The sequence below is a fragment of the Arthrobacter sp. NPDC080031 genome (assembly GCF_040702485.1).
Classification (GTDB): Bacteria; Actinomycetota; Actinomycetes; order Actinomycetales; family Micrococcaceae; genus Arthrobacter.
In genome coordinates this window covers 237,351-260,592 of record NZ_JBFBLA010000001.1, presented here as the reverse complement: position 1 = coordinate 260,592, position 23,242 = coordinate 237,351, and the positions used below count along the sequence as shown (strand labels likewise).

The 23,242-nt window shown below is 64.2% G+C and carries 22 protein-coding genes and 2 tRNA genes; 18 read left to right on the top strand and 6 right to left on the bottom strand.

Translation table 11 applies throughout. From position 1 onward, the window contains the following. The first annotated feature begins 50 nt into the window (after positions 1-50). From AB0323_RS01195 to AB0323_RS01185, 3 genes are all read left to right on the top strand, one after another. Positions 51-827, top strand: coding sequence for a fumarylacetoacetate hydrolase family protein (locus AB0323_RS01195; protein WP_366175760.1), 777 nt, complete (start codon positions 51-53; stop codon positions 825-827). A gap of 86 nt (positions 828-913) precedes the next feature. Continuing rightward, on the top strand, positions 914-2,428 hold the full coding sequence (gene gltX, locus AB0323_RS01190) for a glutamate--tRNA ligase (protein ID WP_366175759.1): 1,515 nt from the start codon (positions 914-916) through the stop codon (positions 2,426-2,428). Between the two features lie 12 nt (positions 2,429-2,440). Beyond that, entirely contained in the window at positions 2,441-3,154 is a 714-nt protein-coding gene (locus tag AB0323_RS01185) for an HAD family hydrolase (protein ID WP_364538021.1), read from the top strand. 11 nt (positions 3,155-3,165) lie between these two features. On the opposite strand, the gene AB0323_RS01180 is transcribed toward AB0323_RS01185, so the two are convergent. Further along, the gene (locus tag AB0323_RS01180; RefSeq protein WP_366175758.1) at positions 3,166-4,629 is read right to left on the bottom strand and encodes a hypothetical protein; all 1,464 of its coding nucleotides are present in this window, start codon (positions 4,627-4,629) and stop codon (positions 3,166-3,168) included. Between the two features lie 340 nt (positions 4,630-4,969). On the opposite strand from AB0323_RS01180, the gene AB0323_RS01175 reads away from it, so the two are divergent. Next, positions 4,970-5,041: transfer RNA gene (locus tag AB0323_RS01175), tRNA-Gln, on the top strand. A gap of 160 nt (positions 5,042-5,201) precedes the next feature. Continuing rightward, positions 5,202-5,274 (top strand) — tRNA-Glu (locus tag AB0323_RS01170). A 533-nt stretch (positions 5,275-5,807) separates the two neighbouring features. On the opposite strand, the gene AB0323_RS01165 is transcribed toward AB0323_RS01170, so the two are convergent. Both AB0323_RS01165 and AB0323_RS01160 read right to left on the bottom strand, forming a co-directional pair. Continuing rightward, complete coding sequence (locus AB0323_RS01165; RefSeq protein ID WP_366175757.1) at positions 5,808-6,374, bottom strand: DUF1697 domain-containing protein; 567 nt, start codon at positions 6,372-6,374, stop codon at positions 5,808-5,810. Positions 6,375-6,436: 62 nt separating this feature from the next. Next, complete coding sequence (locus tag AB0323_RS01160; protein WP_028264661.1) at positions 6,437-7,156, bottom strand: IclR family transcriptional regulator; 720 nt, start codon at positions 7,154-7,156, stop codon at positions 6,437-6,439. Positions 7,157-7,268: 112 nt separating this feature from the next. Here AB0323_RS01160 and leuC point away from each other — a divergent pair, with 112 nt between their 5' ends. From leuC to AB0323_RS01130, 6 genes are all read left to right on the top strand, one after another. Further along, positions 7,269-8,723 (top strand): 3-isopropylmalate dehydratase large subunit, encoded by a 1,455-nt coding sequence (gene leuC, locus AB0323_RS01155; protein ID WP_366175756.1) that lies wholly within the window; start codon positions 7,269-7,271, stop codon positions 8,721-8,723. A gap of 10 nt (positions 8,724-8,733) precedes the next feature. Beyond that, positions 8,734-9,336: a 3-isopropylmalate dehydratase small subunit gene (gene leuD / locus AB0323_RS01150; protein WP_366175755.1), complete on the top strand. Its 603-nt coding sequence runs from the start codon at positions 8,734-8,736 to the stop codon at positions 9,334-9,336. 353 nt (positions 9,337-9,689) lie between these two features. Continuing rightward, positions 9,690-11,015, top strand: a complete 1,326-nt coding sequence (gene murA, locus AB0323_RS01145) for a UDP-N-acetylglucosamine 1-carboxyvinyltransferase (protein WP_366175754.1) — start codon at positions 9,690-9,692, stop codon at positions 11,013-11,015. Between the two features lie 11 nt (positions 11,016-11,026). Continuing rightward, the gene (locus AB0323_RS01140) at positions 11,027-11,803 is read left to right on the top strand and encodes a lysophospholipid acyltransferase family protein (protein WP_366175753.1); all 777 of its coding nucleotides are present in this window, start codon (positions 11,027-11,029) and stop codon (positions 11,801-11,803) included. Continuing rightward, a complete protein-coding gene (locus tag AB0323_RS01135; protein ID WP_366175752.1) occupies positions 11,800-12,852 on the top strand; it encodes an NAD(P)H-dependent glycerol-3-phosphate dehydrogenase in 1,053 nt (350 codons plus the stop codon). Before AB0323_RS01140 ends, AB0323_RS01135 begins: the two co-directional genes overlap by 4 nt. 2 nt (positions 12,853-12,854) lie before the next feature. Then, on the top strand, positions 12,855-14,045 hold the full coding sequence (locus AB0323_RS01130; protein WP_366175751.1) for a D-alanine--D-alanine ligase family protein: 1,191 nt from the start codon (positions 12,855-12,857) through the stop codon (positions 14,043-14,045). A gap of 40 nt (positions 14,046-14,085) precedes the next feature. Here the strand turns inward: AB0323_RS01130 and AB0323_RS01125 are convergent, their stop codons facing one another. Further along, a complete protein-coding gene (locus tag AB0323_RS01125; protein WP_366175750.1) occupies positions 14,086-14,601 on the bottom strand; it encodes a DUF3515 family protein in 516 nt (171 codons plus the stop codon). 84 nt (positions 14,602-14,685) lie between these two features. Here AB0323_RS01125 and thiL point away from each other — a divergent pair, with 84 nt between their 5' ends. The 4 genes from thiL to rsmD are packed head-to-tail and all read left to right on the top strand — an operon-like array spanning position 14,686 to position 19,664. Beyond that, on the top strand, positions 14,686-15,699 hold the full coding sequence (gene thiL, locus AB0323_RS01120; RefSeq protein ID WP_366175749.1) for a thiamine-phosphate kinase: 1,014 nt from the start codon (positions 14,686-14,688) through the stop codon (positions 15,697-15,699). Between the two features lie 22 nt (positions 15,700-15,721). After that, a complete protein-coding gene (locus tag AB0323_RS01115; RefSeq protein WP_366175869.1) occupies positions 15,722-16,777 on the top strand; it encodes a DAK2 domain-containing protein in 1,056 nt (351 codons plus the stop codon). Beyond that, positions 16,767-19,046, top strand: a complete 2,280-nt coding sequence (locus AB0323_RS01110) for an ATP-dependent DNA helicase RecG (RefSeq protein ID WP_366175748.1) — start codon at positions 16,767-16,769, stop codon at positions 19,044-19,046. Before AB0323_RS01115 ends, AB0323_RS01110 begins: the two co-directional genes overlap by 11 nt. Before the next feature lie 51 nt (positions 19,047-19,097). After that, positions 19,098-19,664: a 16S rRNA (guanine(966)-N(2))-methyltransferase RsmD gene (rsmD, locus tag AB0323_RS01105; protein WP_366175747.1), complete on the top strand. Its 567-nt coding sequence runs from the start codon at positions 19,098-19,100 to the stop codon at positions 19,662-19,664. A gap of 42 nt (positions 19,665-19,706) precedes the next feature. Here rsmD and AB0323_RS01100 read toward each other — a convergent pair whose 3' ends face one another. Beyond that, positions 19,707-20,495 (bottom strand): fused MFS/spermidine synthase, encoded by a 789-nt coding sequence (locus AB0323_RS01100; protein ID WP_366175746.1) that lies wholly within the window; start codon positions 20,493-20,495, stop codon positions 19,707-19,709. Positions 20,496-20,497: 2 nt separating this feature from the next. After that, on the bottom strand, positions 20,498-21,787 hold the full coding sequence (locus AB0323_RS01095; protein ID WP_366175745.1) for an aminotransferase class I/II-fold pyridoxal phosphate-dependent enzyme: 1,290 nt from the start codon (positions 21,785-21,787) through the stop codon (positions 20,498-20,500). A gap of 46 nt (positions 21,788-21,833) precedes the next feature. Here AB0323_RS01095 and coaD point away from each other — a divergent pair, with 46 nt between their 5' ends. The 3 genes from coaD to rpmF all read left to right on the top strand — a co-directional run bounded on the left by coaD (position 21,834) and on the right by rpmF (position 23,229). Next, on the top strand, positions 21,834-22,334 hold the full coding sequence (coaD, locus tag AB0323_RS01090; protein WP_364537998.1) for a pantetheine-phosphate adenylyltransferase: 501 nt from the start codon (positions 21,834-21,836) through the stop codon (positions 22,332-22,334). A gap of 131 nt (positions 22,335-22,465) precedes the next feature. Then, entirely contained in the window at positions 22,466-22,993 is a 528-nt protein-coding gene (locus AB0323_RS01085; protein WP_366175744.1) for a DUF177 domain-containing protein, read from the top strand. 32 nt (positions 22,994-23,025) lie between these two features. Then, positions 23,026-23,229, top strand: a complete 204-nt coding sequence (rpmF, locus tag AB0323_RS01080) for a 50S ribosomal protein L32 (protein WP_028264646.1) — start codon at positions 23,026-23,028, stop codon at positions 23,227-23,229. Positions 23,230-23,242: the final 13 nt, after the last annotated feature.

The following is a 23,242-nucleotide window of genomic DNA, read 5'->3' as shown; positions in this document are numbered from 1 at the left end:
ACCTCCTGCAGCGCGCGTAGTCGCCGTCTGCGGACGGTACGCTAGAACCCATGCGTATCGCCCGGTTTGTTGTTGATTCTGATCCCGTCTACGGCGTCGTCGAAGGTGAGCCCGGCAGTGAAGTCATCACTGTCATCCACGGCGACCCCTTCTTCAACGGCGTCGAGCGGACCTCGGTCCGCCACAAGCTGGAAGACGTGCGCCTGCTGGCACCGATCATTCCGCGCAGCAAGGTCATCGGCGTCGGACGGAACTTCGCCGAGCATGCCCGGGAACTCGGCAATGAGGTCCCGCAGCACCCCCTGCTGTTCCTGAAGCCGAACACCGCCGTCGTCGGCCCCAACGATCCCATCGTGTTGCCCGAGTTCTCGGAGGAAGTCTCCTTCGAGGCAGAACTCTGCGTTGTCATTGGCCGCATTTGCAAGGATGTGCCCGAAGACCGGGTGGACGACGTCATTTTCGGCTACACCTGCGGCAACGACCTCACGGCCCGTGACGTTCAGAAGACGGACCTGCAATGGGCACGGGCCAAAGGCTTCGATACCTCCGCGCCGCTCGGCCCGTGGATCGAGACCGAACTCGACCCCGAGGACCTGGCCATCAAAGGCTGGCTCAACGGTGAACTGCGCCAGGACGGCAGTACGAACCAGATGATCCGCAGCGCGCGGGAGCTCGTGTCGATCGTTTCGCAGGCTTTCACCTTGCTTCCGGGTGATGTCATCATGACCGGGACTCCTGCCGGCGTCGGCCTGGTCCAGGAGGGCGACCGCTACGAGATCGAGATCGAAGGCATCGGCCGCTTGTCCAACCCGGTAGTCCGCCGGTAGAGGTTTGGCGGTCCGCCCGCGAGCCGCTTTCTGCCCGGCGGCCCTGGGCTTTCCGCCCGGCGGCACGGGGTAAAGTTGGAACCATTATGACTACTGTTGCTGCGTCGAACTTTGCCGCCATTCCTGCCGTGAACGCCGAAACCCCGGTCCGCGTCCGGTTCTGCCCCTCACCCACGGGAACTCCGCACGTCGGGTTGATCCGTACGGCCCTCTTCAACTGGGCCTACGCTCGGCACACCGGCGGCAAGCTGATTTTCCGGATCGAGGACACCGACACGGCCCGCGACAGCGAGGAAAGCTACCACCAACTGCTTGACGCGTTGAAGTGGCTCGGCATCGACTGGGACGAGGGCGTCGAAGTGGGCGGCCCGCACGAACCGTACCGCCAGTCGCAGCGCAGCGACATGTACCAGGACGTCATCGCCAAGCTCAAGGCCGGCGGTCACATCTACGAGTCGTACTCCACTCCCGAGGAGATTGAAGCTCGGCACCGCGCCGCCGGCCGCGATCCGAAGCTCGGTTACGACGGCTTTGACCGCCACGTTACCGAGGAGCAGCTCGCCCAGTACAAGGCCGAGGGCCGCAATGCCGTGTTGCGCCTGCGCATGCCGGACGAAGACCTGACCTTCAACGACCTGGTGCGCGGGGAGATCACGTTCAAGGCGGGTTCCGTGCCCGACTTTGCCGTGGTTCGTGCCAACGGAGCCCCGCTGTACACGCTGGTGAACCCTGTTGATGACGCACTCATGGGCATAACTCACGTCCTGCGTGGCGAAGACCTGCTCAGCTCCACTCCGCGGCAGATCGCCCTGTACCGTGCGCTCTACGCCATCGGTGTGGCTGAGTACATGCCCGAGTTCGGCCACCTTCCCTACGTCATGGGCCAGGGCAACAAGAAACTTTCCAAGCGCGATCCGGAATCCAGCCTCTTCCTGCACCGTGAACGAGGCTTCATCCGCGAAGGGTTGCTCAACTACCTGTCACTTCTGGGCTGGTCCCTGAGCGCCGACGAGGACATCTTCACCGTGGAGCAGCTCGTGGCCAACTTCGACATCCACGACGTCCTGGGCAACCCGGCGCGCTTCGATATCAAGAAGGCCGAAGCCATCAACGGAACGCATGTGCGCATGCTTGCTCCCGAAGACTTCCGCGAGCGGCTTGTGCCGTACCTGCGTGCCGCCGGCTTTGTGGGGGAGATCCTGACTCCCCGCCAGGAAGAGATCCTTGCCCAGGCAGCACCCCTGATCCAGGAACGGATCACCCTGCTGGGTGAGGCTCCCGAGATGCTCGCCTTCCTGTTCAAGAACGACGATGCGATCGACGTCGCCGACGACGCCCGCAAGGGTCTCCCCGAGAACCTGGGCGAGGTGCTGGACGCCGCGTTGGCTGCGTTGGAACCCCTCGCCGACTGGACAGCAGAAAGCATCCAGGCAGCGCTCAAGCAGGCCTTGGTGGAGGACCTAGGCCTCAAGCCGCGCCTCGCATTCGGCCCCGTGCGCACGGCAATCTCCGGCCGCCGCATCTCGCCTCCGCTGTTCGAATCCATGGTCATCCTGGGCAAGGATTCCTCGCTCACCCGCTTGCGCGCATTTCGCCGCTAGTTCAGGCACTCCGTGATCAACGCGCTTCATGAGTCATTCGGCACGGTCCGGGGTGTCCTGTTCGACATCGACGACACCCTGGTGGACCTTGAGTACGCCATGACCACGGCCCTGCGTGACGTGAGCGAACACCTCCTGCCCGGCCTGGACCAGGCCGGGTGGGAGAAGTTCGGACGGATCTTCACGCACGAAACCACGCATTTCTATGACCGGTACCTCGCCGGTGAATTGACGTTCAACGAACAGCGCCTCCTCCGCGGCCGCGCGGCCCTGGGGCATTTCGGCGTGGAACTGGGAGGCGAGGACTCCCACACGTGGCTCAATGACTACTCGCGCCTGCAGCCCAGTTATGTCAGGGCCTTCAGCGATGTCCTGCCCGTCCTCGATGCACTGGACGCCGCGGGCATCCCCTATGGCGCCGTGAGCAACAACGTCCATGACTACCAGCGGGTCAAGCTCGACAGTGCGGGACTCGCCCGGGTCTCGGTCCTGGTTGGAACGGACACTGTGGGCGTGCCCAAGCCGGACCCCGCCATTTACCTGGAAGGGGTCCGTCGCTTGGGCACCACCCCGGCAGAGACCCTTTTTGTGGGAGACAACCGCCTTCTCGACGCCGACGGCGCCACGGCCGCCGGCTTGCTGGGCATCTGGCTGAATCGCACCGGCGAGCCCGCCTCCGACTTTTCCGGCCGGGAAATAGACTCCCTGACCCGGCTGCTCGCCTGAGGCTTCCGCAGCTACGCGCCCAGCCGGAACCTCCGCAGGAAGACGAACGTTCCGACCGAACCCGCTCCCAGGACGCCCACCAGTCCGAGCGCCGTGCCGGTGTCAGACTTTTCGGCCATGCTCGACGGCGATACCGCCGCAGCTCCCTGATGCAGTTCCGCTGTGCCCGCCGCGATTCGCGCATTTCCGTCCGCGAGTTTGTCGGCACCGGTGGACAATTGGGCCGAGCCCGCGGCCAGTTTGGCATTTCCATCGGACAACTTGGAGGCACCCGCTGCCAACGCGGTGGAACCGTCCAGGAGACCGGGGGAGGCGGGATCAGCAGGGCTGCCCTTGATTCCCGTCAACAACGAGTCCGTGCCCGCAGCCAGGCGGGACGTCCCGTCCGTCATGCTGGCCGTCGCCTTGAGGAGACCCGGATGCTCAGGGTCGCCAGGTACGCCGTCCATGCCCACGCGGATCTTTGCGGTTCCATCGGCGAGCATTTGGGTTCCCAGAACCACGCCCGGGGACGCTGGATCCTGGCTGTTGAGCTTCTGGGCGAGAGTGGCGAAACCTGCCGTCAGCTTGCCGGTCCCCGCCGCGAGTTTCCCGGTGCCGTCGGCGAGCCGTCCGGCGCCGTCGTGCAGTTGCGCCGCTCCGGCTGAAAGCTGGCCCGCTCCGGCCCGCAATTGCGAGGCTCCGGCGTCAAGGCGATGCGCGCCATCGTTGAGCGCATTGATCTGCGCTTTCAGAGCGGCCAGGGGCACCACGCCCTGGATGCCGTTGGCGGCGTCGGCGAGTTGCTGGAGGCCTTGGGCCAATGCGGCCGAGCCTGTTCCCCTGGTGGGATCGTCTCCGGCTCCCGGGTACCCTTTGAGCTGATCGGTGCCCGCCGCGAGCCTGGCCGCGCCCGCATCGAGTTGGGCAGCACCGGCGTCGAGCTGGGCGGCTCCGTTGTTGAGCTGGTTCGCGCCGTTGTTGAGTTGAGTGGCGCCGTCGCCGAGATTGTTTTCGGCGTTGCCGCCCGGCGTCGGGGTCAACGCCGCGGAAAGCTGCACGGCGCCGGCCGCGAGCTTCTGTGCGCCGTCGTCCACCTTGTAGACTCCCGGCGCAAGCTTGGCATTGACGTCATTCTGTATTTTCACGGCCCCTGTAGCGAGCTTGTCGGCTCCATCCTTCAACTGCTGGGCTCCCGGAGCCAGCTTGCCTTGGATTCCGTTTTGGACTTTTGACGCGCCATCCGCGAGCTTGGCCGCACCGGTTCCGGCTTCCGCAGCTCCGCCCGCGAGCCGGGCCGCGCCGTCCTTGAGCTGGCCGGCGCCGGCGGATGCTTGACCTGCACCGTCATTGAGCTGCGCCGACCCTGCCGCGATTTTCCCGATGACCAAGGTGTAGAAGCCGAAGAGCGCGATGAGCAGGAGGGCGAGCACGGCAATAGCGATTATCTGGGCACGGCTTCGTGTTCTGGTGGCAATTGCAGGGTTCGGTGTCATGGGCAATTCCTCTCGATGACTTCCTGGCAGCGGCGCTGCTGCCAGGGATCCCCCCATGTGACGCAGCTAACAGGCGAATTGACCTGCAGCTACGCCACGAAACAAGTGCATGGCGCTGGTTACCGATTGGTAACTTACCGAGAGTAAACCTAAGATCCGGTTGATTGCAAGGGTTTTTCATGTCGGGATCGACCTCAGCGGACCGCTGACGGTGCGCGCCGGGCGGGCGAGGGCCTGCCGCTCGATTTGTGTGCATCGAAAGTCTCGGGTAAAGTAATTACTCGTGCTGAGGGGCACGGAGCGAAGGTTTACGCCATCGAATCCGGCCTAAAAGTGCCAATGGGATATGGTGTAATTGGCAACACTACGGTTTCTGGTACCGTCATTCTAGGTTCGAGTCCTGGTATCCCAGCTCTGAATAATCCGCAGGCTTATGCGGGAATTCGGAGTTTCAAAACGGTTCGCCGGTTTGAAACAATGTTGAATGTATGAAATACTCATTCAGCTTGAATGCCGGAAGCGGTATTCAAAAGTGTGGTAAATAGAAGTACAACTACTTCGATAAAGTGCAAGGCCCCATCGTATAGCGGCCTAGTACGCCGCCCTCTCACGGCGGTAACGCGGGTTCGAATCCCGCTGGGGTCACAAAATGAATCCCCCGGAACCAGCAGGTTCCGGGGGATTTTTCTTTGCCTTGGGTCCGTCCCCGAATCCCTTGTTTGCCGTACCTTTCTCCCCGTGTTTGCCGCACAAAAGCCTCCAAATGTCGGGACTCGCCGTGTCGTGGGTGCCTTCCCTTCTCAAAAGAGGGGAGAACGGTACGGGAAGCCTCCCGGGAGAACAGCCCCACGCCTCCACGCCGTGATGGCCTCCAGGGAGGTCTAGGTCGCTTGGGGCGGCCGGTCCTGACCTTGTTTGCCGCCCGAAAGCCCGGGAATGACGGGACTCGCCGTGTCGCAAGCGCTTTCCCATTCCAAAGAAGGTCAGGACAGCGCTCCGGCCTCCCAGGAGAACGGCCCCACGCCTCCACGCCGTGATGGCCCTCCATCGAGGTCTGGGTCGCTTGGGGCCGTACCTTTCTCCCCGTGTTTGCCGCCCGAAAGCCTCCAAATGTCGCGACTCGCCGTGTCGCAAGCGCTTTCCCTTCTCAAAAGAGGGGAGAACGGTACGGGAAGGCGCTAGGCGCTGTCTTTCTGAAGGGCCTCTGCGGCGTCCCTGACCTTGATGAGCGTGCGCAGGTTCCGGGTGGTCGTGCTCGCCTTGTAGCGGGCCTTTGCGGAGAGCTTGCTGAAGGGGCTGTCCAAGGTGCCTCCCGCCGGGGCGAGCCACGCCGAGGCCTCGGGCCCCAGCCGGACATGCTCTACGCCGCCCTGCCCGGGGGCGCCGAGGGCCGTGCCGGCGTCGAACAGTTCGTCCAACATGGCCGTGTCCGAGGCGAGGGTGATGTAGCTGTGCGTGGTTTTGTCATCGGCCGGATAAGGGCAGGCTTCCACGAGTTGGGCAACCCGTTCCGCGCTCAGCACCACCACCCAGGCGTCATAGCCAAATGCTTCCCTCAAGCACTTTTCGCACTGCTCCTTGACTCCCGCCGCGTCGAGCTCGCTCCGGAGCACCACGTTGCCACTGGCCAGCAGGGTCTTGACGTCAGTGAAGGGGTATGCCTTGAGGGCTGCTTTGAGGTCGGCCATCTTGATGTTGATCCCGCCCACGTTGATTCCGCGCAGGAACACGGCAAAGCTGTTCATGCGCCTACCCTACCTGCGCCCATCAAAAGGAAGGCGCCCATGGGCATAGAGGGGAGAAATGCCTAGTCGTTGTTTTTGCGCAGCGCTTCGGTCAGTACCCGGGCGGCGTTGCAGACGACTTCGGCGTGGAGGCGTCCCGGCTGGCGGGTCAGGCGCTCGATAGGGCCCGAGATGGACACCGCAGCAATGACCCGGCCTGAAGGCCCGCGCACGGGTGCGGAAACCGAGGCAACCCCAGGCTCGCGTTCGCCGAGGCTCTGGGCCCAGCCCCGGCGTCGTACTCCTGCCAGGACGGTCGGCGTGAACCGGGCATTCTGGAGTCCGTCCAGGAGGCGGTCGTGGTCCTCCCATGCCAGCAGGATCTGGGCGGCGGAGCCGGCCTTCATGGAAAGCTGGGTGCCCACGGGAATGGTGTCGCGCAGGCCGATGGGGCGTTCGGCCGAGGCGACGCAGACACGCCAGTCGCCCTGGCGCCGGAAGATTTGAGCGCTCTCTCCCGTGGCGTCGCGCAACTGGATCAAGACCGGGCCCGCAGAAGCGATGAGCCGGTCTTCGCCAGCCGCCGAAGCAAGCTCAACAAGGCGGCTGCCGAGGACAAAACGGCCTTGGATGTCACGGCTCACAAGGCGGTGGTGGACGAGTGCCAGCGCCAGCCGGTGCACGGTGGGGCGGGCCAGCCCTGTTGCTGCCACAAGTTGGGCCAAGGTGGTTGGCCCGGCCTCAAGCGCGTCGAGCACCTGGGCCGCTTTATCGATGACGCCGACTCCACTAGAATTGTCCATGTAATGATATTGCCGTCTCAATATCTGAGATGCAAGTTGTTTCGCTGGCGAAGTTCGGATCGCTGATGTTCAGTGGAAGTAGTCAAGCCAACCGCAGTGAAGGGAGCAGGCCGTGGGAAAAACACTGGCCGAGAAAGTTTGGGATGCGCACGTGGTGCGCAAGGGCGAAGGCGAAGGAGCCAACGCCCAGCCCGATCTTCTGTTCATCGACCTGCACCTCGTGCATGAGGTGACCTCACCGCAGGCCTTTGAGGGCTTGCGCCTGGCCGGACGCACCCTGCGCCGCCCCGACCTCACCATCGCCACGGAAGACCACAACACGCCGACCCTGGACATCGACAAGCCGATCGCGGATCTGACCAGCCGCACGCAGATCCAGACCCTGCGCAACAACTGCAAGGAGTTCGGAGTCCGCCTGCACTCGCTCGGCGACGCCGAACAAGGCATTGTGCACGTCGTCGGCCCGCAACTGGGCCTCACCCAGCCCGGCATGACGGTAGTCTGCGGCGATTCCCACACCTCGACCCACGGCGCCTTCGGGGCGCTCGCCATGGGCATCGGCACCTCCGAGGTGGAACATGTCATGGCCACCCAGACGCTGTCCCTCAAGCCATTCAAGACCATGGCCATCAACGTTGAAGGCACCCTGCGCCCTGGCGTCTCGGCGAAGGACATCATCCTCGCAGTCATCGCCAAGATCGGCACGGGCGGCGGCCAGGGCTACGTGCTGGAGTACCGCGGCTCGGCCATCCGGGCGCTCTCCATGGATGCCCGCATGACCATCTGCAACATGTCCATCGAAGCCGGAGCCCGCGCTGGCTTGGTGGCTCCGGACCAGACGACCTACGACTACATGTACGGCCGCCCGCACGCCCCGCAGGGCGAGGAGTGGGATGCCGCGGTCGAATACTGGAACACGCTGCACACCGACGACGACGCCGCTTTCGATGTCGAGGTGGACCTCGACGCCGATACCTTGGAGCCGTTCGTGACCTGGGGGACCAACCCGGGACAGGGCGTTTCGCTCAACGAGGCCGTACCGTTCCCCGGCGACTTCGGCGACGAGAACGCCAAGCTGGCGGCCGAGCGCGCGCTGCAGTACATGGGCCTCGAAGCCGGCACGCCCATGAAGGACATCCGGGTGGACACGGTCTTCCTCGGATCCTGCACCAACTCCCGCATCGAGGACCTCCGGGCCGCCGCCGATGTCATCCGCGGTCGGGAAAAGGACCCGATGGTCCGGATGCTCGTGGTTCCCGGGTCGGCACGCGTCCGCCTTGAGGCCGAAGCAGAGGGCCTGGACAAGGTGTTCAAGGAATTCGGCGCTGAATGGCGCTTTGCCGGCTGCTCCATGTGCCTGGGCATGAATCCGGACCAGCTGGAACCGGGGGAGCGCTGCGCATCCACCTCGAACCGCAACTTCGAGGGGCGCCAGGGCAAGGGCGGCCGCACGCACTTGGTTTCGCCGGTGGTAGCTGCAGCCACGGCAGTCCGCGGGACGCTGAGCTCGCCGTCGGACCTCGAGCCCGCCTCAGTGTCCGCATCCACCACCACCGACGCCGCCTAGGAGGATCCCCATGGAAAAGTTCACCACCCACACCGGCATCGGTGTCCCGCTGCGCCAGAGCAATGTGGACACGGACCAGATCATCCCGGCGGTCTACCTGAAGCGGATCACCCGTACCGGTTTCGAAGACGCCCTGTTCTCCGCGTGGCGCAAGGACCCGTCCTTCATCCTGAACCAGGAACCCTTCAACACCGGCTCCGTGCTTGTGGCGGGACCCGATTTCGGCACCGGTTCATCCCGCGAGCACGCGGTCTGGGCATTGAAGGACTATGGGTTCAAAGCCGTGCTCTCGTCCCGGTTCGCGGATATTTTCCGCGGCAACTCGGGAAAGCAAGGGCTCCTGGCGGCCGAGCTTGCCCAGGATGACATCGAGCTCATCTGGAAAGTGCTCGAAAACGCGCCCGGCACCGAAGTCAAGGTGGACCTCGTGTCCAAGACCGTCGAGTGCGGAAACGTCGTAGCACCCTTCGAAATCGATGACTACACCCGTTGGCGCCTGCTGGAGGGCCTGGACGACATCGGGCTGACGCTCCAGCACGAGGAGGACATCACGGCCTACGAGGCCACGAGGCCTTCCTTCAAGCCGAAAACCCTGCCGGCGCGCACCCAGTAGCGCAGCGGCCCGCCTGGCTTCCACGCCTTGAAAGGACCGGCGCACCCGAAGGAACGGGTGCGCCGGTCCTTTTCGTGTGCGGGGCACTCCGGTTCGCCGGGCACGAACGCGGGGTCACTTACGGCCCATGCCGGGCGGCAACATGGGCCGTAAGTGACCCCGCGTCGCGGAAAGGCCAGCCCGCCGCGTCGTATGTGGAAAAGTCCGCCATGCAATGCCGATTCCGTCACCTTCAGCGCCAGCAAACCCGCCTTCGCCACACCCCGCCATTTCGAATCGGTAACGTCAGCTTTTATGCTTAGCTGGAGCCTTCGTAAGTGTGGGGGCGTCAACTCGTGAGGAAACCGGTATAGATGAGTAGTGTTCTGACAATCCGCGGCGGCGTCCCTTTGACCGGCCGCGTCACCGTCAGAGGTGCCAAGAACCTTGTTCCCAAGGCCATGGTGGCTTCCCTCCTCGGCAACGAACCTTCAGTGCTGAGGAACGTCCCGGAAATCAAGGACGTGGAGGTCGTCACCAGCCTGTTGCAGCTCCACGGCGTGACTGTTCAGAAGGATCCCGTCACGGGTGATCTCACCCTGAACCCCAAGAACGCGAAGACGGCGTCCAGTACGGCAATCGACGCCCATGCCGGGGACTCCCGCATCCCGATCCTGCTGTGTGGCCCGTTGATCCATGCCATCGGCGAAGCATTCATCCCCGATCTCGGCGGCTGCAAGATCGGCGACCGGCCAATCGATTACCACTTGAACGTGCTCCGCCAGTTTGGCGCCGTCGTCGAAAAGCGCCCGGGCGGCATCCACATTTCCGCTCCCAAGGGTCTCCACGGCGCCAAGATCTCACTCCCGTACCCGTCGGTGGGAGCAACGGAACAAGTTCTGCTGAGTGCCACGCGCGCCGAGGGCATCACCGAACTCAGCGGCGCCGCCACTGAACCGGAAATCATTGACCTCATCGCTGTGCTGCAGAAGATGGGTGCCATCATCAGCGTCCAGACCGATCGAACCATCCGGATCGAAGGTGTTCGTGACCTGGGTGGCTACGACCACCGCGCACTGGCAGACCGCAATGAGTCGGCGTCGTGGGCTTCCGCTGCGCTGGTGACCCGCGGAGACATCTTCGTGGAGGGTGCTTCCCAGCGGGACATGATGACTTTCCTCAACACCTACCGCAAAGTGGGCGGCGGCATGGATATCCGCGAGGACGGCATCCGTTTCTACCACCCTGGCGGAAAGCTGAGCCCGCTCGTCGTTGAAACGGATGTGCACCCGGGCTTCATGACCGATTGGCAACAGCCCCTTGTGGTCGCCTTGACCCAGGCTGAAGGCGTATCGATTGTGCACGAAACCGTGTACGAAAACCGCTTCGGCTTCACCGATGCCCTGACCCGCATGGGCGCAACCATCCAGGTCCACCGCGAATGCCTTGGGAGTGTGCCATGCCGCTTCGGCCAGCGCAATTTCCTGCATTCCGCCGTCGTCTCAGGACCCACTCCGCTGAGGGGCACCGACATCGACATTCCCGACCTCCGTGGCGGATTCAGCCACCTTATTGCGGCGCTCGCCGCGACCGGCACATCCAGGGTGACCGGGATTGACATCATCAACCGCGGCTACGAGCGCTTCACTGAAAAGCTCGCCGGGCTGGGCGCCGATTTCGACCTCACCGAATCCAAGTAACGGGGGACACCTTGAAGGAATCGGCCCAGAGCCGTGCCATGTTCGCTGTTCTTGCGGGAGTTGCGCGACCGCTCATGAACATCCTCATGGCAAAGAAGTGGGAAGGAACCGAAAAGCTCCCCGCGGGTGGCTTCATCGCCGCCCCGAACCACTGCACCGAGATCGACCCCATCGTCGTGGGGCACATGCTCTACAACATGAAGCGTCCACCGCATTTCCTCGCGAAAGCGGGCCTCTTCAAGGCCCCCGTCCTGGGAAGCCTGTTGCGCGCCACGAACCAGATTCCCGTGGAGCGCTCGACGACGGGGGCGAACCGCTCGTTGCAAGCCGCCCAGGAAGTGGTGGATGCCGGCGGCGCCATCATCATCTATCCGGAGGGCACCCTGACGCGCGATCCGGATTTGTGGCCGATGAAGGGCCACACCGGAGCCGCACGCCTGGCAATCCAGACCGGCGCCCCCGTGGTTCCCATTGCCCATTGGGGTGCCCACGAGGTGTTCCCCCGCTACGCCAAACGCCTGCATGTCTTCCCCCGCAAGACATCCCGCATCCTGGTAGGCGAGCCCGTAGACCTCAGCGCCTTCCAGGGGCGGCCACTGGACCGTGCCACCCTGGTTGAGGCTACGGACATCATCATGGACGCAATCACGGAGCTACTTGCTACCTTGCGCGGGGAAGAACCGCCCAAGGAACGCTGGGACCCAGCCGCCCACAACCAGTCGAAGCACGGTCGCTTCCAAGCGACTGAAGGAACGCCGGGCACCAATGGCACGGACGGACAGAAGTGACCTCAGGGGAAGAACTCATAGCTGACACAGGTGTTGTCGCCGTCCTTGGCGCTGGATCCTGGGGGACGACATTCGCAAAGGTCCTGGCTGATGCTGCAATTGCCAGCGGTGCGGAGCGCAGCATCCGCATTTGGGGCCGGAGGGACGAAGTGGTTGCCCAGATCAATGCGGAGCACCGTAATGCCCAGTACTTGAAGGACATAGCGCTGCCCGATTCCATCACGGCCTCAACAGATGTGGCCGAAGTCCTTTCGGGCGCCGGAGTCGTCATTCTGGCCGTGCCGGCGCAGTCGCTTCGGCTTCAGCTGCGCAAATGGAAGCCACTGGTGGCCCCTGGCGCCGTGGTCGTTTCCCTCATGAAGGGCCTTGAACTCGGTACGGATTCCCGCATGAGCCAGGTCATTTCCGAGGAACTCGACATTCCGCAGGAACGGGTCGCCGTTGTTTCGGGCCCCAACCTGGCAATGGAGATCGCGCGCCAGGAACCGACGGCGTCCGTGGTGGCCTGCAGCGACGAAGCTACGGCTGCATCTTTTGCGCTCTACTGCACGGCACCGTACTTCCGCCCCTACACGAGCAACGACGTGGTCGGCGTCGAAATCGGGGGGATCGTGAAAAACGTGATCGCCCTTGCCGTCGGCATCTGCGAAGGCAAGCAAATGGGCGACAACACCAAGGCCTCGGTTATCACGCGCGGGCTCGCGGAAACCTCCCGGCTGGCCCTTGCCCTGGGTGGCGAAGCGCGCACGATGGCAGGTCTTGCCGGGTTGGGGGACCTCGTGGCTACCTGCTCTTCGCCCTTGTCCCGGAACCACACGGCGGGGCGATTGCTCGGCGAAGGTTTGACGCTGGATCAGGTCACCGAGCGCATGACGCAGACGGCGGAAGGCATCAAATCCGGGTACGCTGTCTACGAACTGGCCGGAAAACTCGGTGTCGACATGCCGATTACCGCGGCGGTTGTAGCCGTCCTCGAAGGCAAACTGTCCGTTGATGAACTTGGGCCCAGGCTCCTGGCCCGCTCCCTGAAGTCCGAAGGCGATTACTGACTGTGACCGAAGAACCCCTGTCTGCCGGAACTGCCGGGTCCCCTGGACCTGCCGGAACTGCCGAGTCCGCTAAGTCGGCCGAACATCGGCGGCCCCGCGTCGCCGTGCTCTTCGGCGGCCGGTCCAGCGAGCACGCCGTCAGCTGTGTGACTGCGGCCGGCGTCATGGGCGCCATCGACAAGAGCAAGTACGACGTCGTCCCCATCGGGATAGCCAAGTCGGGGCAGTGGGTGATCCCCTCCGCTGACATCAGCCAGTGGTCGCTGAGCGCCTCGGCCTTGCCTGAGGTCCTGCCTTCGGGAAAGACCGTAACCCTCGCTGAAGTGGGCGGAGCCCACCAATTGATCGTCACGGCACCGAATGCGGTGCCCGAGGAACTGGGCTCCGTGGATGTCGTGTTTCCGCTCCTCCACGGCCCTTGGGGCGAAGACGGCACTATCCAGGGTCTCTTGGAGCTGTCCGACACCCGCTACGTCGGAGCCGGAGTCCTCGCATCCGCCGTCGGCATGGACAAGCATTTCATGAAGGTCGTTTTCGAGGCCGCCGGACTTACGGTGGGACCGTATGTCGCCGTCACTGACCGTGAATGGATTAACGACGCCGAAGCCGTGCGCAAGCGCGTGGACCGCCTCGGGTTTCCGGTCTTCGTGAAGCCGGCCCGCGCCGGTTCCTCGATGGGAATTTCCAAAGTGGACTCGATGGATGATTTGGACGCCGCCATCGAAGAAGCACGGCGGCACGACCTCAAGCTGGTGATCGAGGCCGGCATTGTTGGCCGCGAAATCGAGTGCGCCGTCCTCGAAGGACGGGGTACTGCGGCCCCGCGGACCTCCATGCCGGGGGAAATCGCCGTCGCTCCGGGCGATCACGAGTTCTACGACTTCAATGCCAAATATGTGGAGGACGGCGCGGCAGCCCTTAGCTGCCCGGCCGATATTCCGGATGAGGCGATTGCCCGCGTCCGCGAGCTCGCTGCGGCTGCGTTCGATGCCGTGGGTGCCGAAGGGCTCAGCCGCGTGGACTTTTTCTACACTCCGGACGGCGAACTCATCATCAACGAGATCAACACCATGCCCGGATTCACCCCGAAGAGCATGTACCCGCAAATGTGGGCGGCTTCCGGGTTGGGCTATGCCGAGTTGATCGACGAACTCATCTACTTGGCGCTCAACCGGAAAACCGGCCTGCGCTGATACCAGACTGGGCTGACAACCGGCCTGGCTGCTGGGTTTGCTACTTGCCCGGGGTGCCGGTGGGCAGGTTCTGCAGGAGCTCCGGCTGACCGATGCACTTGCGAACGGCCTTGATTTTCGCCGCGGCAGGGGCCAGATCCGCAAGGACCGTGGCGGAGCTGATCTTGTTCGGGTCCATGAGGATTTCAGTGGCGGGCTCGCGCCCGTACGTGGTCAGGGTCCATACCGGGTTGCCTTCCTTGATGACCCAGTCGACGTCGTTGACGGTGACGCAACGGTCCGTGGTGGGTCCGGGCACGTTGACGCCGCAACGCAGGATCAACACCGACGGATCGCCCCATGCCGCCGTCGCCTGGCTGTTGGTCTTCCGCAGGGCGGCGTCTCCGATGGTGTCCGGGAGCGACACCATCATGGGTGCACAGGCAGCATTTGCGGCATCGGCCGCGGGCTTGACGTCGACGACGGGAGAGCAGGCTGCAAGGGCAAGGACCGAAACCGCCGCGGCTGTCAAGGAACAGAGGGCGCGGACGTACACAGCGGCTTTCGTTTGTTGCATTCATCAAGCCTATCGCGGCTGCGGCAAGCCCCTGGCGCCAAAGCACAGCCCTTTGTTGTCGGCGGTTCGCGATAGCGTAGAGCTGTGTCCATAGAACAACTGACTGTCGGCGAGCTCTCCGAAGGCGAGCTCCTCGCGCGCATCTTTCCGCGCCTGAACCACAGCAGCAGCGTGCTGCTCGGGCCCGGGGACGACGCCGCCGTCGTCGCCGCCCCGGATGGCCGGACCCTTATTTCCATCGACACCCAGACCCAGGACCAGGACTTCCGCCTGGAATGGAACAACGGATACCGGACTACGGGCTATGACGTCGGCTGGAAATCGGCCGCGCAGAATCTCAGCGACATCAACGCGATGGGTGGTACCGCAGTGTCCCTCGTGGTCAGCTTGACCATGCCGCCCGGCACTGCGGTGCAGTGGGTTGAGGACTTCGCGGATGGCCTGACGGCCGGCATCGTCGGTTTGGGGGCTGCTGATTGTTCGGTTGCCGGGGGAGACCTGGGCCGTGGCGGCGAAATCGCGGTGACCGTCGCGGTCGTCGGGACAATGCAGGGACTCCCTGCTGTCTTGCGCTCCGGGGCCCGTCCGGGAGACATCTTGGCCCTCGCCGGAACTGTCGGACGCGCGGCAGCCGGACTGGCCCTGCTCGAAAGCACCATACCCGTAGGCAAGCTAAGCGCTGCCCAGCGCGCACTCATGGACAGCCAGTGCCGGCCGCAGCCGCCCCTTGCTGCAGGACCGCAGGGTGCCAAGGCAGGAGCAACCGCCATGATGGACGTCTCCGACGGTCTTTTGCGCGACGGCGGCCGCCTCGCCGAAGCCAGCGGCGTCGCACTCGACCTCGACCCCGTGGCGCTCAAGGCCCTCGCCGTTCCCTTGGAATCCGCCTCGGCCCCTCTTGGCCTTGATCCGATGGACTGGATACTGGGGGGCGGAGAGGACCATGGCCTGCTGGCGACATTTCCAGCAAATGTACAGCTACCTTCCGGCTTCACTGCGATAGGCTCGATTCAGGCCGTTGCCGAAGGACAGCACAGCGGCGTCCGGATAGCGGGAATGCCCGCTGACACCGCGGGATGGGATCACTTTGCAGACTAAGATTGCCGCCAATACGCACGCCATGAAGCGGTGGCTGGGCAAAGCGGAGACGACGCTCGGGAACCACAGCGACCGTCTCAACGCCATCAACATCTTCCCGGTGGCAGATGGCGACACCGGCACCAACCTCTACCTCACCGTCCGCGCCGCTGCGGCAACGTTCGCCGATCGTTCGGCCGCGGATGAGCCTGTAAACGACGTCGGCGCCGTTCTGGCCTCGGCAGGACGGGCGGCCATGGAGCAGGCCCGGGGTAACTCCGGAACACTCTTCGCTGTCTTCTTGTGCGCGTTGGCTGAGCCCTTGGAGGGGCACACGCGCCTCAGTGCGCCCCTGCTCGCCGCCGCCCTCAACCGGGCCCAGATCCGGGCTTGGTCGGCCTTAAGCGAGCCGGTACCGGGCACCATGCTTTCCGTTCTCGAAGCCGCAGCCAGGGCAGCGGGCGATTGCGATACTGCGCACAACGGCGATGACAGCAACCAAGCGCTGGGGCTGGCCCTTGATGCCGCCGTCAATGCCGCGCTGGATGCAGTAGTGCAAACCGAGGACCAACTCGCTCCGCTACATGCCGCCCATGTGGTGGACGCGGGCGGGGTGGGCATGTTGTTGATCCTGGACTGCCTTCGTTCGGCTGTTCTCGGCGAAGAACTCCAGAATGAGCTCCTGGACGGGCTGCACGGCTACGATTTGCAGGATCCGCACATCCACGCCGGAATGCCTGACGACGACGGCGTCGAGGTCATGTGCACTATCAGCCTTTCACCGCTTGCCGCGGCCACGCTCCGCCAGCGCCTGGACGAACTCGGCGACTCCGTCATCATGAGCCAGGTGGGCAGCGCGAACCCGTCGGGCAGCGCGCCGGGAGGCGCTGACGCACGGGACGCACGGGACGACGACGATGACGATGACGACGCCGCGGAAGCGAGTTACCGCTGGCGCGTGCATGTCCACGTTCCGGAAGCTGAACCTGCCGTGGCCGTGATCCGCTCACTCGGCGACCCCACCGACATCTCCGTCAGCCAGCTCTCGATGCCGCGCGACCCAGGCCTTCCGGCAGGCCAGCACGGGCATGAATACTGAGCTCCACCTTCCCCTCGAGCGGAGGATCGGCAAACGCTCCGCGTCCGTCATCGGGAAGCACCTTGGCCTGCACACTGTCGGGGAGCTCCTGAACTATTTTCCCCGCCGTTACCTGAGCCGCGGGGAGCTGACGCCCATCAGCAAACTGCCGTTGGATGAAGAGGCCACCCTCATCGCCAGGGTCCTGTCCAATTCAACCCGGCAAATGCGTGCAAGGCGGGGATCGCTGACGGACGTCGTGGTCACGGACGAGGCCAGCGGCGAGCAGATCCCCGGCACCCTTAAAATCAGCTTCTTCAACGGCTTCCGTGCCCGCGCTGAGCTTCAGCCGGGGCGCCGGGTGATGTTCTCCGGCAAGGTCAGCCGCTACGGTGGATCCTTGGGCATGACCAACCCGGACTTCATGCTGCTCGACGAGGACCCGGAACTGGCCGGTTCCGTCGATCCGGAAAAGCTGGCGGCCATGCCCATTCCCGTGTATCCGGCCACAGCCAAGCTCACCAGTTGGTCCATCCACAAGGTCATCACCACGCTCCTGGACACCATCGATGTGGACAACATCGAGGATCCGCTCCCTGCTGAAATCGCGTCCCGGGAGAAATTCCTGGGGGTGGGGGAAGCGTACCGGTTGATCCATTCACCGGAAACGGCGGCAGACTGGCAGCGTGCCCGCGACCGGTTCCGCTACCAGGAAGCACTGGTCCTGCAGACTGCGCTGGCGCGCCGCCGGGCCCAGCTGGCTGCCGAAGAGGCCACCGCTCGTCGACCAGTGCCCGGGGGCCTCCTTGCTGCCTTCGACCGGCAGCTGCCGTTCACGCTGACTGCCGGCCAGGCCGCGGTCGGAAAGACGCTTTCCCACGAGCTGGCACAGGACTCGCCGATGAACCGCCTGCTGCAGGGCGAAGTTGGTTCCGGAAAAACGATCGTGGCGTTGCGGGCCATGCTGCAAGTGGTGGATGCCGGCGGACAGGCGGCACTGCTTGCCCCCACGGAGGTCCTCGCGGCACAGCACTTCGATTCCATCCGGAGGACCCTGGGCCCGCTTGCCCGCGACGGTTTGTTCGGAGGCGCAGGAATGCTGGGCGGGGCCGGGTTGTTGGACAGTGACCCCGGGGGCGGCCCCGGATCGGTCCAGGTCGCCTTGCTGACAGGCTCCATGCCGACCGCTGCCCGCAAGCAAGCCATGCTGGACGCGGCCTCGGGCAACGCAGGCATTGTGATCGGCACCCACGCGCTGCTCAGTGACAAGACCTCGTTCCAGGATCTCGGCCTGATCGTGGTGGACGAGCAGCATCGCTTTGGGGTGGAACAGCGCGACGCCCTGCGTGCCAAAGCCAACCGGCCGCCCCACCTGCTGGTGATGACCGCCACCCCGATTCCGCGCACCGTTGCCATGACGGTCTTCGGCGACTTGGAAACGTCGGTGTTGGACGAGCTCCCTGCCGGCCGGGCGCCCATCTCCACCCACGTCGTCGGGCTCGCGGAAAACCCGGGCTGGGCGGGCCGGATCTGGAAACGCTCGCGGGAAGAGATCGACGCAGGCCACCAGGTGTACGTGGTATGTCCCAAGATCGGAGACGACGACGACGGCGACTTCAGCCCGGGCGAAGCGGAACCAAGCGACGCCGAACTTTCGGAGGAGGGCCCCGCGAGGGAGCTTGCTTCGGTGACCGCCGTCGTCGAAACGCTCAGCCAGGAGCCGGCCCTCCGCGGCGTGCGGGTGGAGCCTCTCCACGGACGGCAGGACCCGGCACTCAAGTCCGAAACCATGGCCTCGTTCACCGCCAACCAGACCCAGTTACTGGTGTCCACCACGGTCATCGAGGTGGGGGTGGACGTCCATAACGCCACGCTGATGGTGATCCTTGATGCCGACCGCTTCGGTATTTCGCAGCTCCACCAGTTGCGTGGAAGGGTGGGCCGCGGCGGTCTTCCAGGCACATGCCTGCTGGTCACGACGCTCGAGCCCGGCCATCCAAGCCGCAGGCGCCTCGATGCTGTTGCGTCCACTACGGACGGGTTCGAACTTTCCCAGGAAGACCTCAAGCTGCGCCGCGAAGGCGATATCCTGGGCGCCTCGCAATCCGGTGGGCGTTCGACGCTTAAGCTGTTGCGGGTCCTGGAGCATGAGGACGTGATCGCCCGCGCCCGCACCGACGCCCAGCGGCTCGTCGCGGACGATCCCGGGTTGGCGGGCCAACAGGCCCTGGCCGCCGCGATTGACGAATACCTAAACCCCGAAAAGGAGGCGTTCCTTGAACGCGGCTAAGGAATCCGCACCTGTTGGCACGCGTGTGTGTGCCGCCCCGGGAGGTGGACGGTGAGCCGGGTCATTGCCGGCGTGGTCGGCGGCAATCCGCTGGTCAGCGTCCCGGGAATCGCCACCAGGCCCACGACGGACCGCGTCAAGGAGGCCTTGTTCTCGCGCCTTGAGGCCCTCGACGCCATCGACGATGCCCGGGTCCTGGATCTTTATGCGGGTTCGGGATCGCTCGGCATCGAAAGTGCCAGCCGGGGCGCGCGCTCGGCCGAACTCGTAGAATCCGACGCACGCGCCTCCGAGGTCTGCCAGCGAAACGCGGACATGGCCAACGAGGTGCTGGGACGCAGGATTGTCGCCGTCCGCCGTTCGAAAGTGGAGTCCTTCCTGGAACGCGCGGCGGATGACGTCCTCTGGGACCTGGTGTTCCTCGATCCGCCCTATCCTTTGGATGAGCCTTCCCTCAAGGCTGTCCTCGCCAAGCTCGCCTTCCACCTGGATGAAGGCGCGGTGGTCGTCGTCGAGCGTTCCTCGCGGTCCCCGGAACCGGACTGGCCGGACACCCTCGAACGGTTTGCCGACAAGAAGTACGGCGAAACCAAGCTCTGGTTCGCCGAACCCGTCTAACGGATCCCTCGCGGGAGATCCGGCGCTAGCAGATAGTCGGCGCTAGCCCGATAGCCGGTCCAGCTCCACTCCGCTCAGCACCGCCGCGGGGTGCGGCCCGCGGGCGAGGAGTTCCGCCGTCCAACCGGCCGGCCACGGCCGGCGCGTCCCCACCAGGATGATGTTGCCGGGGTACCGGCCGGCGAACATGCCGGCCTCGGCGAAGGCCGCGACGTCGGGCATCGCCCGACGCATCGCGGCGACCTGGCTGCGCACCAGGGTCAGGGCGGCCTCGTCTCCGACATTGACGATGAGCACCCCGTCGGGCCGGAGCCGCGCCGCGGCCTCTTCGTAGAACTCCTGGCAGGCAATATGGGCCGGAGCCTCGGGACCGGAGAAGATGTCCAGGATCACGACGTCGAACGTGAGTTCCGCGGGCAGCCCGGCGAGGGTTTCGCGTGCGTCGCCGATATGCGTCTCCAAGCGGGTGCCGTCCGGCATGGGCAACTTCTGCAGCACGAAGTCGAGCAATTCACGTTCGAGTTCGACGGCGTGCTGTTCCGAACCGGGCCTCGTCGCCTCGATGTAGCGGGCCAGGGTCAAGGCCCCGGCGCCGAGATGCAGGGCAGTGATGGCTTGCCCGCCTGGCGCGAGCAGATCCACCACGTTGCCGATCCTGCGCAGGTACTCGTAGAAGATTTCCGCGGGATGCGCGAGATTGACGTGGGATTGCTCGGCGTCGCCGATGCGCATGATGTAGGCGCCGTCAATCAGCGTGTCGGCTTCGATCGCGGCATGTTGGCCGGTGGTCCGAAGGAAACGCCGTCCCTCGTGATTTTGCCCGGTCGACACAGTCAGAGCTTGTCCCTCAAGGTGGCCAGCCTGGCGGCAGCTTCCTCCAATACTTCGGTCTTCTTGCAGAACGCGAATCGGAGAAGGCTCCGCGTCCTCTCCGCGCCCTCCGGGTGGCAAAACACGGGAACAGGGATGGCGGCCACTCCAACGAGCCCCGGCAGCCTCCGTGCCAAGTCAACGGAATCGCTGATGCCGAGGGGCGCCGTGTCGACGTTGATGAAGTATGTTCCTTGCGGCGTGTAGACGCCGAAGCCTGCGGCCTGCAGTCCCTCGGCCAGGATGTCCCGTTTGTGCTGGAGGGTGGACGCAATGCCGGTGTAGAACTCATCAGGCAGGGCAAGTCCTACGGTGATCGCACTTTGGAAAGGGGTGCCGGAACTGTAGCTGAGGAATTGTTTGACGGTGCGGATCGCCGCCACAAGGCGGGCCGGTCCACTGAGCCAGCCGATCTTCCAGCCCGTGAACGAGAACGTCTTGCCCGCCGAGGAAATCGTGACAGTCCGTTCGGCCGCTCCGGGGATGCTGGCGACCGGAAGGTGCTGCACACCGAAGGTGAGGTGCTCGTAGACTTCATCGCTGAGGATCACGGCATCGTATTTCCGGGCGAGCTCGACGACGCGTTCGAGCACCTCGCGCGGGAAGACCGCACCCGTGGGATTGTGCGGGTTGTTGAGGAGCACAACCTTGGTGCGCTCACTGAATGCCGACTCCATGGCATCCACGTCCGGGAGGAAGTCCGGTGCCAACAGGGGAGCGGTCACATGCTTGGCGCCGGCAAGTCCGATGATGGCTCCGTAGGAGTCATAGAAGGGCTCGAAGGTCAGCACCTCGTCGCCGGGTTCGATGAATGCGAGCAATGAGGCCGCGATGGCTTCAGTGGCCCCGGTGGTCACAATGACCTCGGTCTGCGGGTCCGGGGTCAGTCCATAGAAGCGTTCCTGGTGTGTGGCAATGGCTTCGCGGAGTTCAGGGATGCCTTTGCCCGGTGCGTACTGGTTGGCTCCCGCCGTAATGGCTGCCTGCGCGGCTGCCTTGATTTCCGACGGCCCGTCCTCGTCCGGAAACCCCTGGCCCAGATTGATGGCGCCGGTGGATATTGCCAAGGTGGTCATCTCTTCGAAGATGGTCACTCCGAGGCTGCCGTCGGCCGAAAGCAGGTTTGCTCCGCTGGCGGCTCGTTGCCAAGGGGCAACGGTCGTGTTCTCGCTGAGAGAGGCCGGGCTAGTCACTGTGGGGCTGCCTTCCTGGGGTGCTGGCTTCCGGCTCGTCCGGCCCGCCGTTTCAGCCATGGTAACGCCATAGTGCCCGCCGCCCGGGATGCGGTAGGTTCGAACCATGAGACGCGCAGTGTGCCCTGGCTCCTTCGACCCTATCCACAACGGACATCTGGAAGTCATCGCCAGGGCCGCCGGCCTGTTCGATGAAGTCGTCGTCGCGGTGTCCACCAACTACGCGAAGAAGTACCGCTTCAGCCTCGAAGAACGCATGGACATGGCCCGGCAGACCCTTGCTTCCTTGCGGGGCATCATCGTGGAGCCCATGGGCGAGGGACTGCTGGCCGAATACTGCAGGCACCGGGGAATTTCGGCGATCGTCAAGGGCCTGCGCTCGTCCTCGGATTTTGACTACGAACTTCCGATGGCCACCATGAACCGCCAATTGTCCGGCGTCGAGACCGTCTTTCTTCCGGCGGAGGCCCATTACCTGCATTTGTCCTCCACGCTCATCAAGGAAATCTTCCTCCTCGGCGGCGACGTCTCCGATTTCGTGCCTAAATCGGTGCTCAAGAGGCTCCTCGCTGGCGGGTCGGCGGCGGAGCAGTCCCGCAACGGGTAAGCTGGATCGGTACCTCGGGCAGAACGCGTTGTAATTGACCCGGTTTGAGTCAGCTCGCGCGTTCAGGCTAAGATGGTACGTCGGTCATATGTTCTACAGGAGTTCTCATTAAGCGAGATGCAAGTTCGCCTTTGACGCTGGACGTCAAGGACCTCGGACGTAGTCCAGGCAGCATGCGGACGCTCACGGAACATGTACCCGCGCCAAGTGACCTTGGCGTGGCACTCATTGGCGTTCAGGAAGGCTCGGATATCGAGCTCGACCTGAGGCTTGAGGCCGTACACGAAGGAATTCTGGTATCTGGAACCGTGTTCGCTGAAGTCAAGGGCGAATGCGGACGATGCCTGGATCCCCTTGCGTATGACCTTGAGGTCAATGTGCAAGAACTTTTCTTCTATGAGGGCGTCGAGCTTTCGGACGAAGAAGACGATGAAGAGCAACGTCGAGTCGAGCACGATCTAATCGATCTTGAACCGGTGTTGCGGGACGCGGTTGTAACCACGCTGCCGTTCCAGCCGGTGTGCCGGGAAGACTGCCAGGGCCTTTGCTCAATATGCGGAGTGCGTCTGGAAGACGAGCCGGGGCACCACCACGAGGACCTGGATCCTCGCTGGGCTGCCCTAGCTGAACTGGCTAAGACCGACCGGCAAACTGATTAGTAAGTGTTGACTAAAAGAGAAATGAGATAGCCGTGGCTGTTCCCAAGCGGAAAATGTCTCGCGCAAATACACGCGCCCGCCGTGCCCAGTGGAAGGCAACTGCCCCCAACTTGGTCAAGACCATCGAAAACGGACAGGTTGTTTACAGCCTGCCGCACCAGGCAAAGGTCGTCACTGACTCTGCCGGGACTGCGCTGTTCCTTGAATACAAGGGCCGCAAGGTCGCAGACGTCTAAATCCGCCACAAGG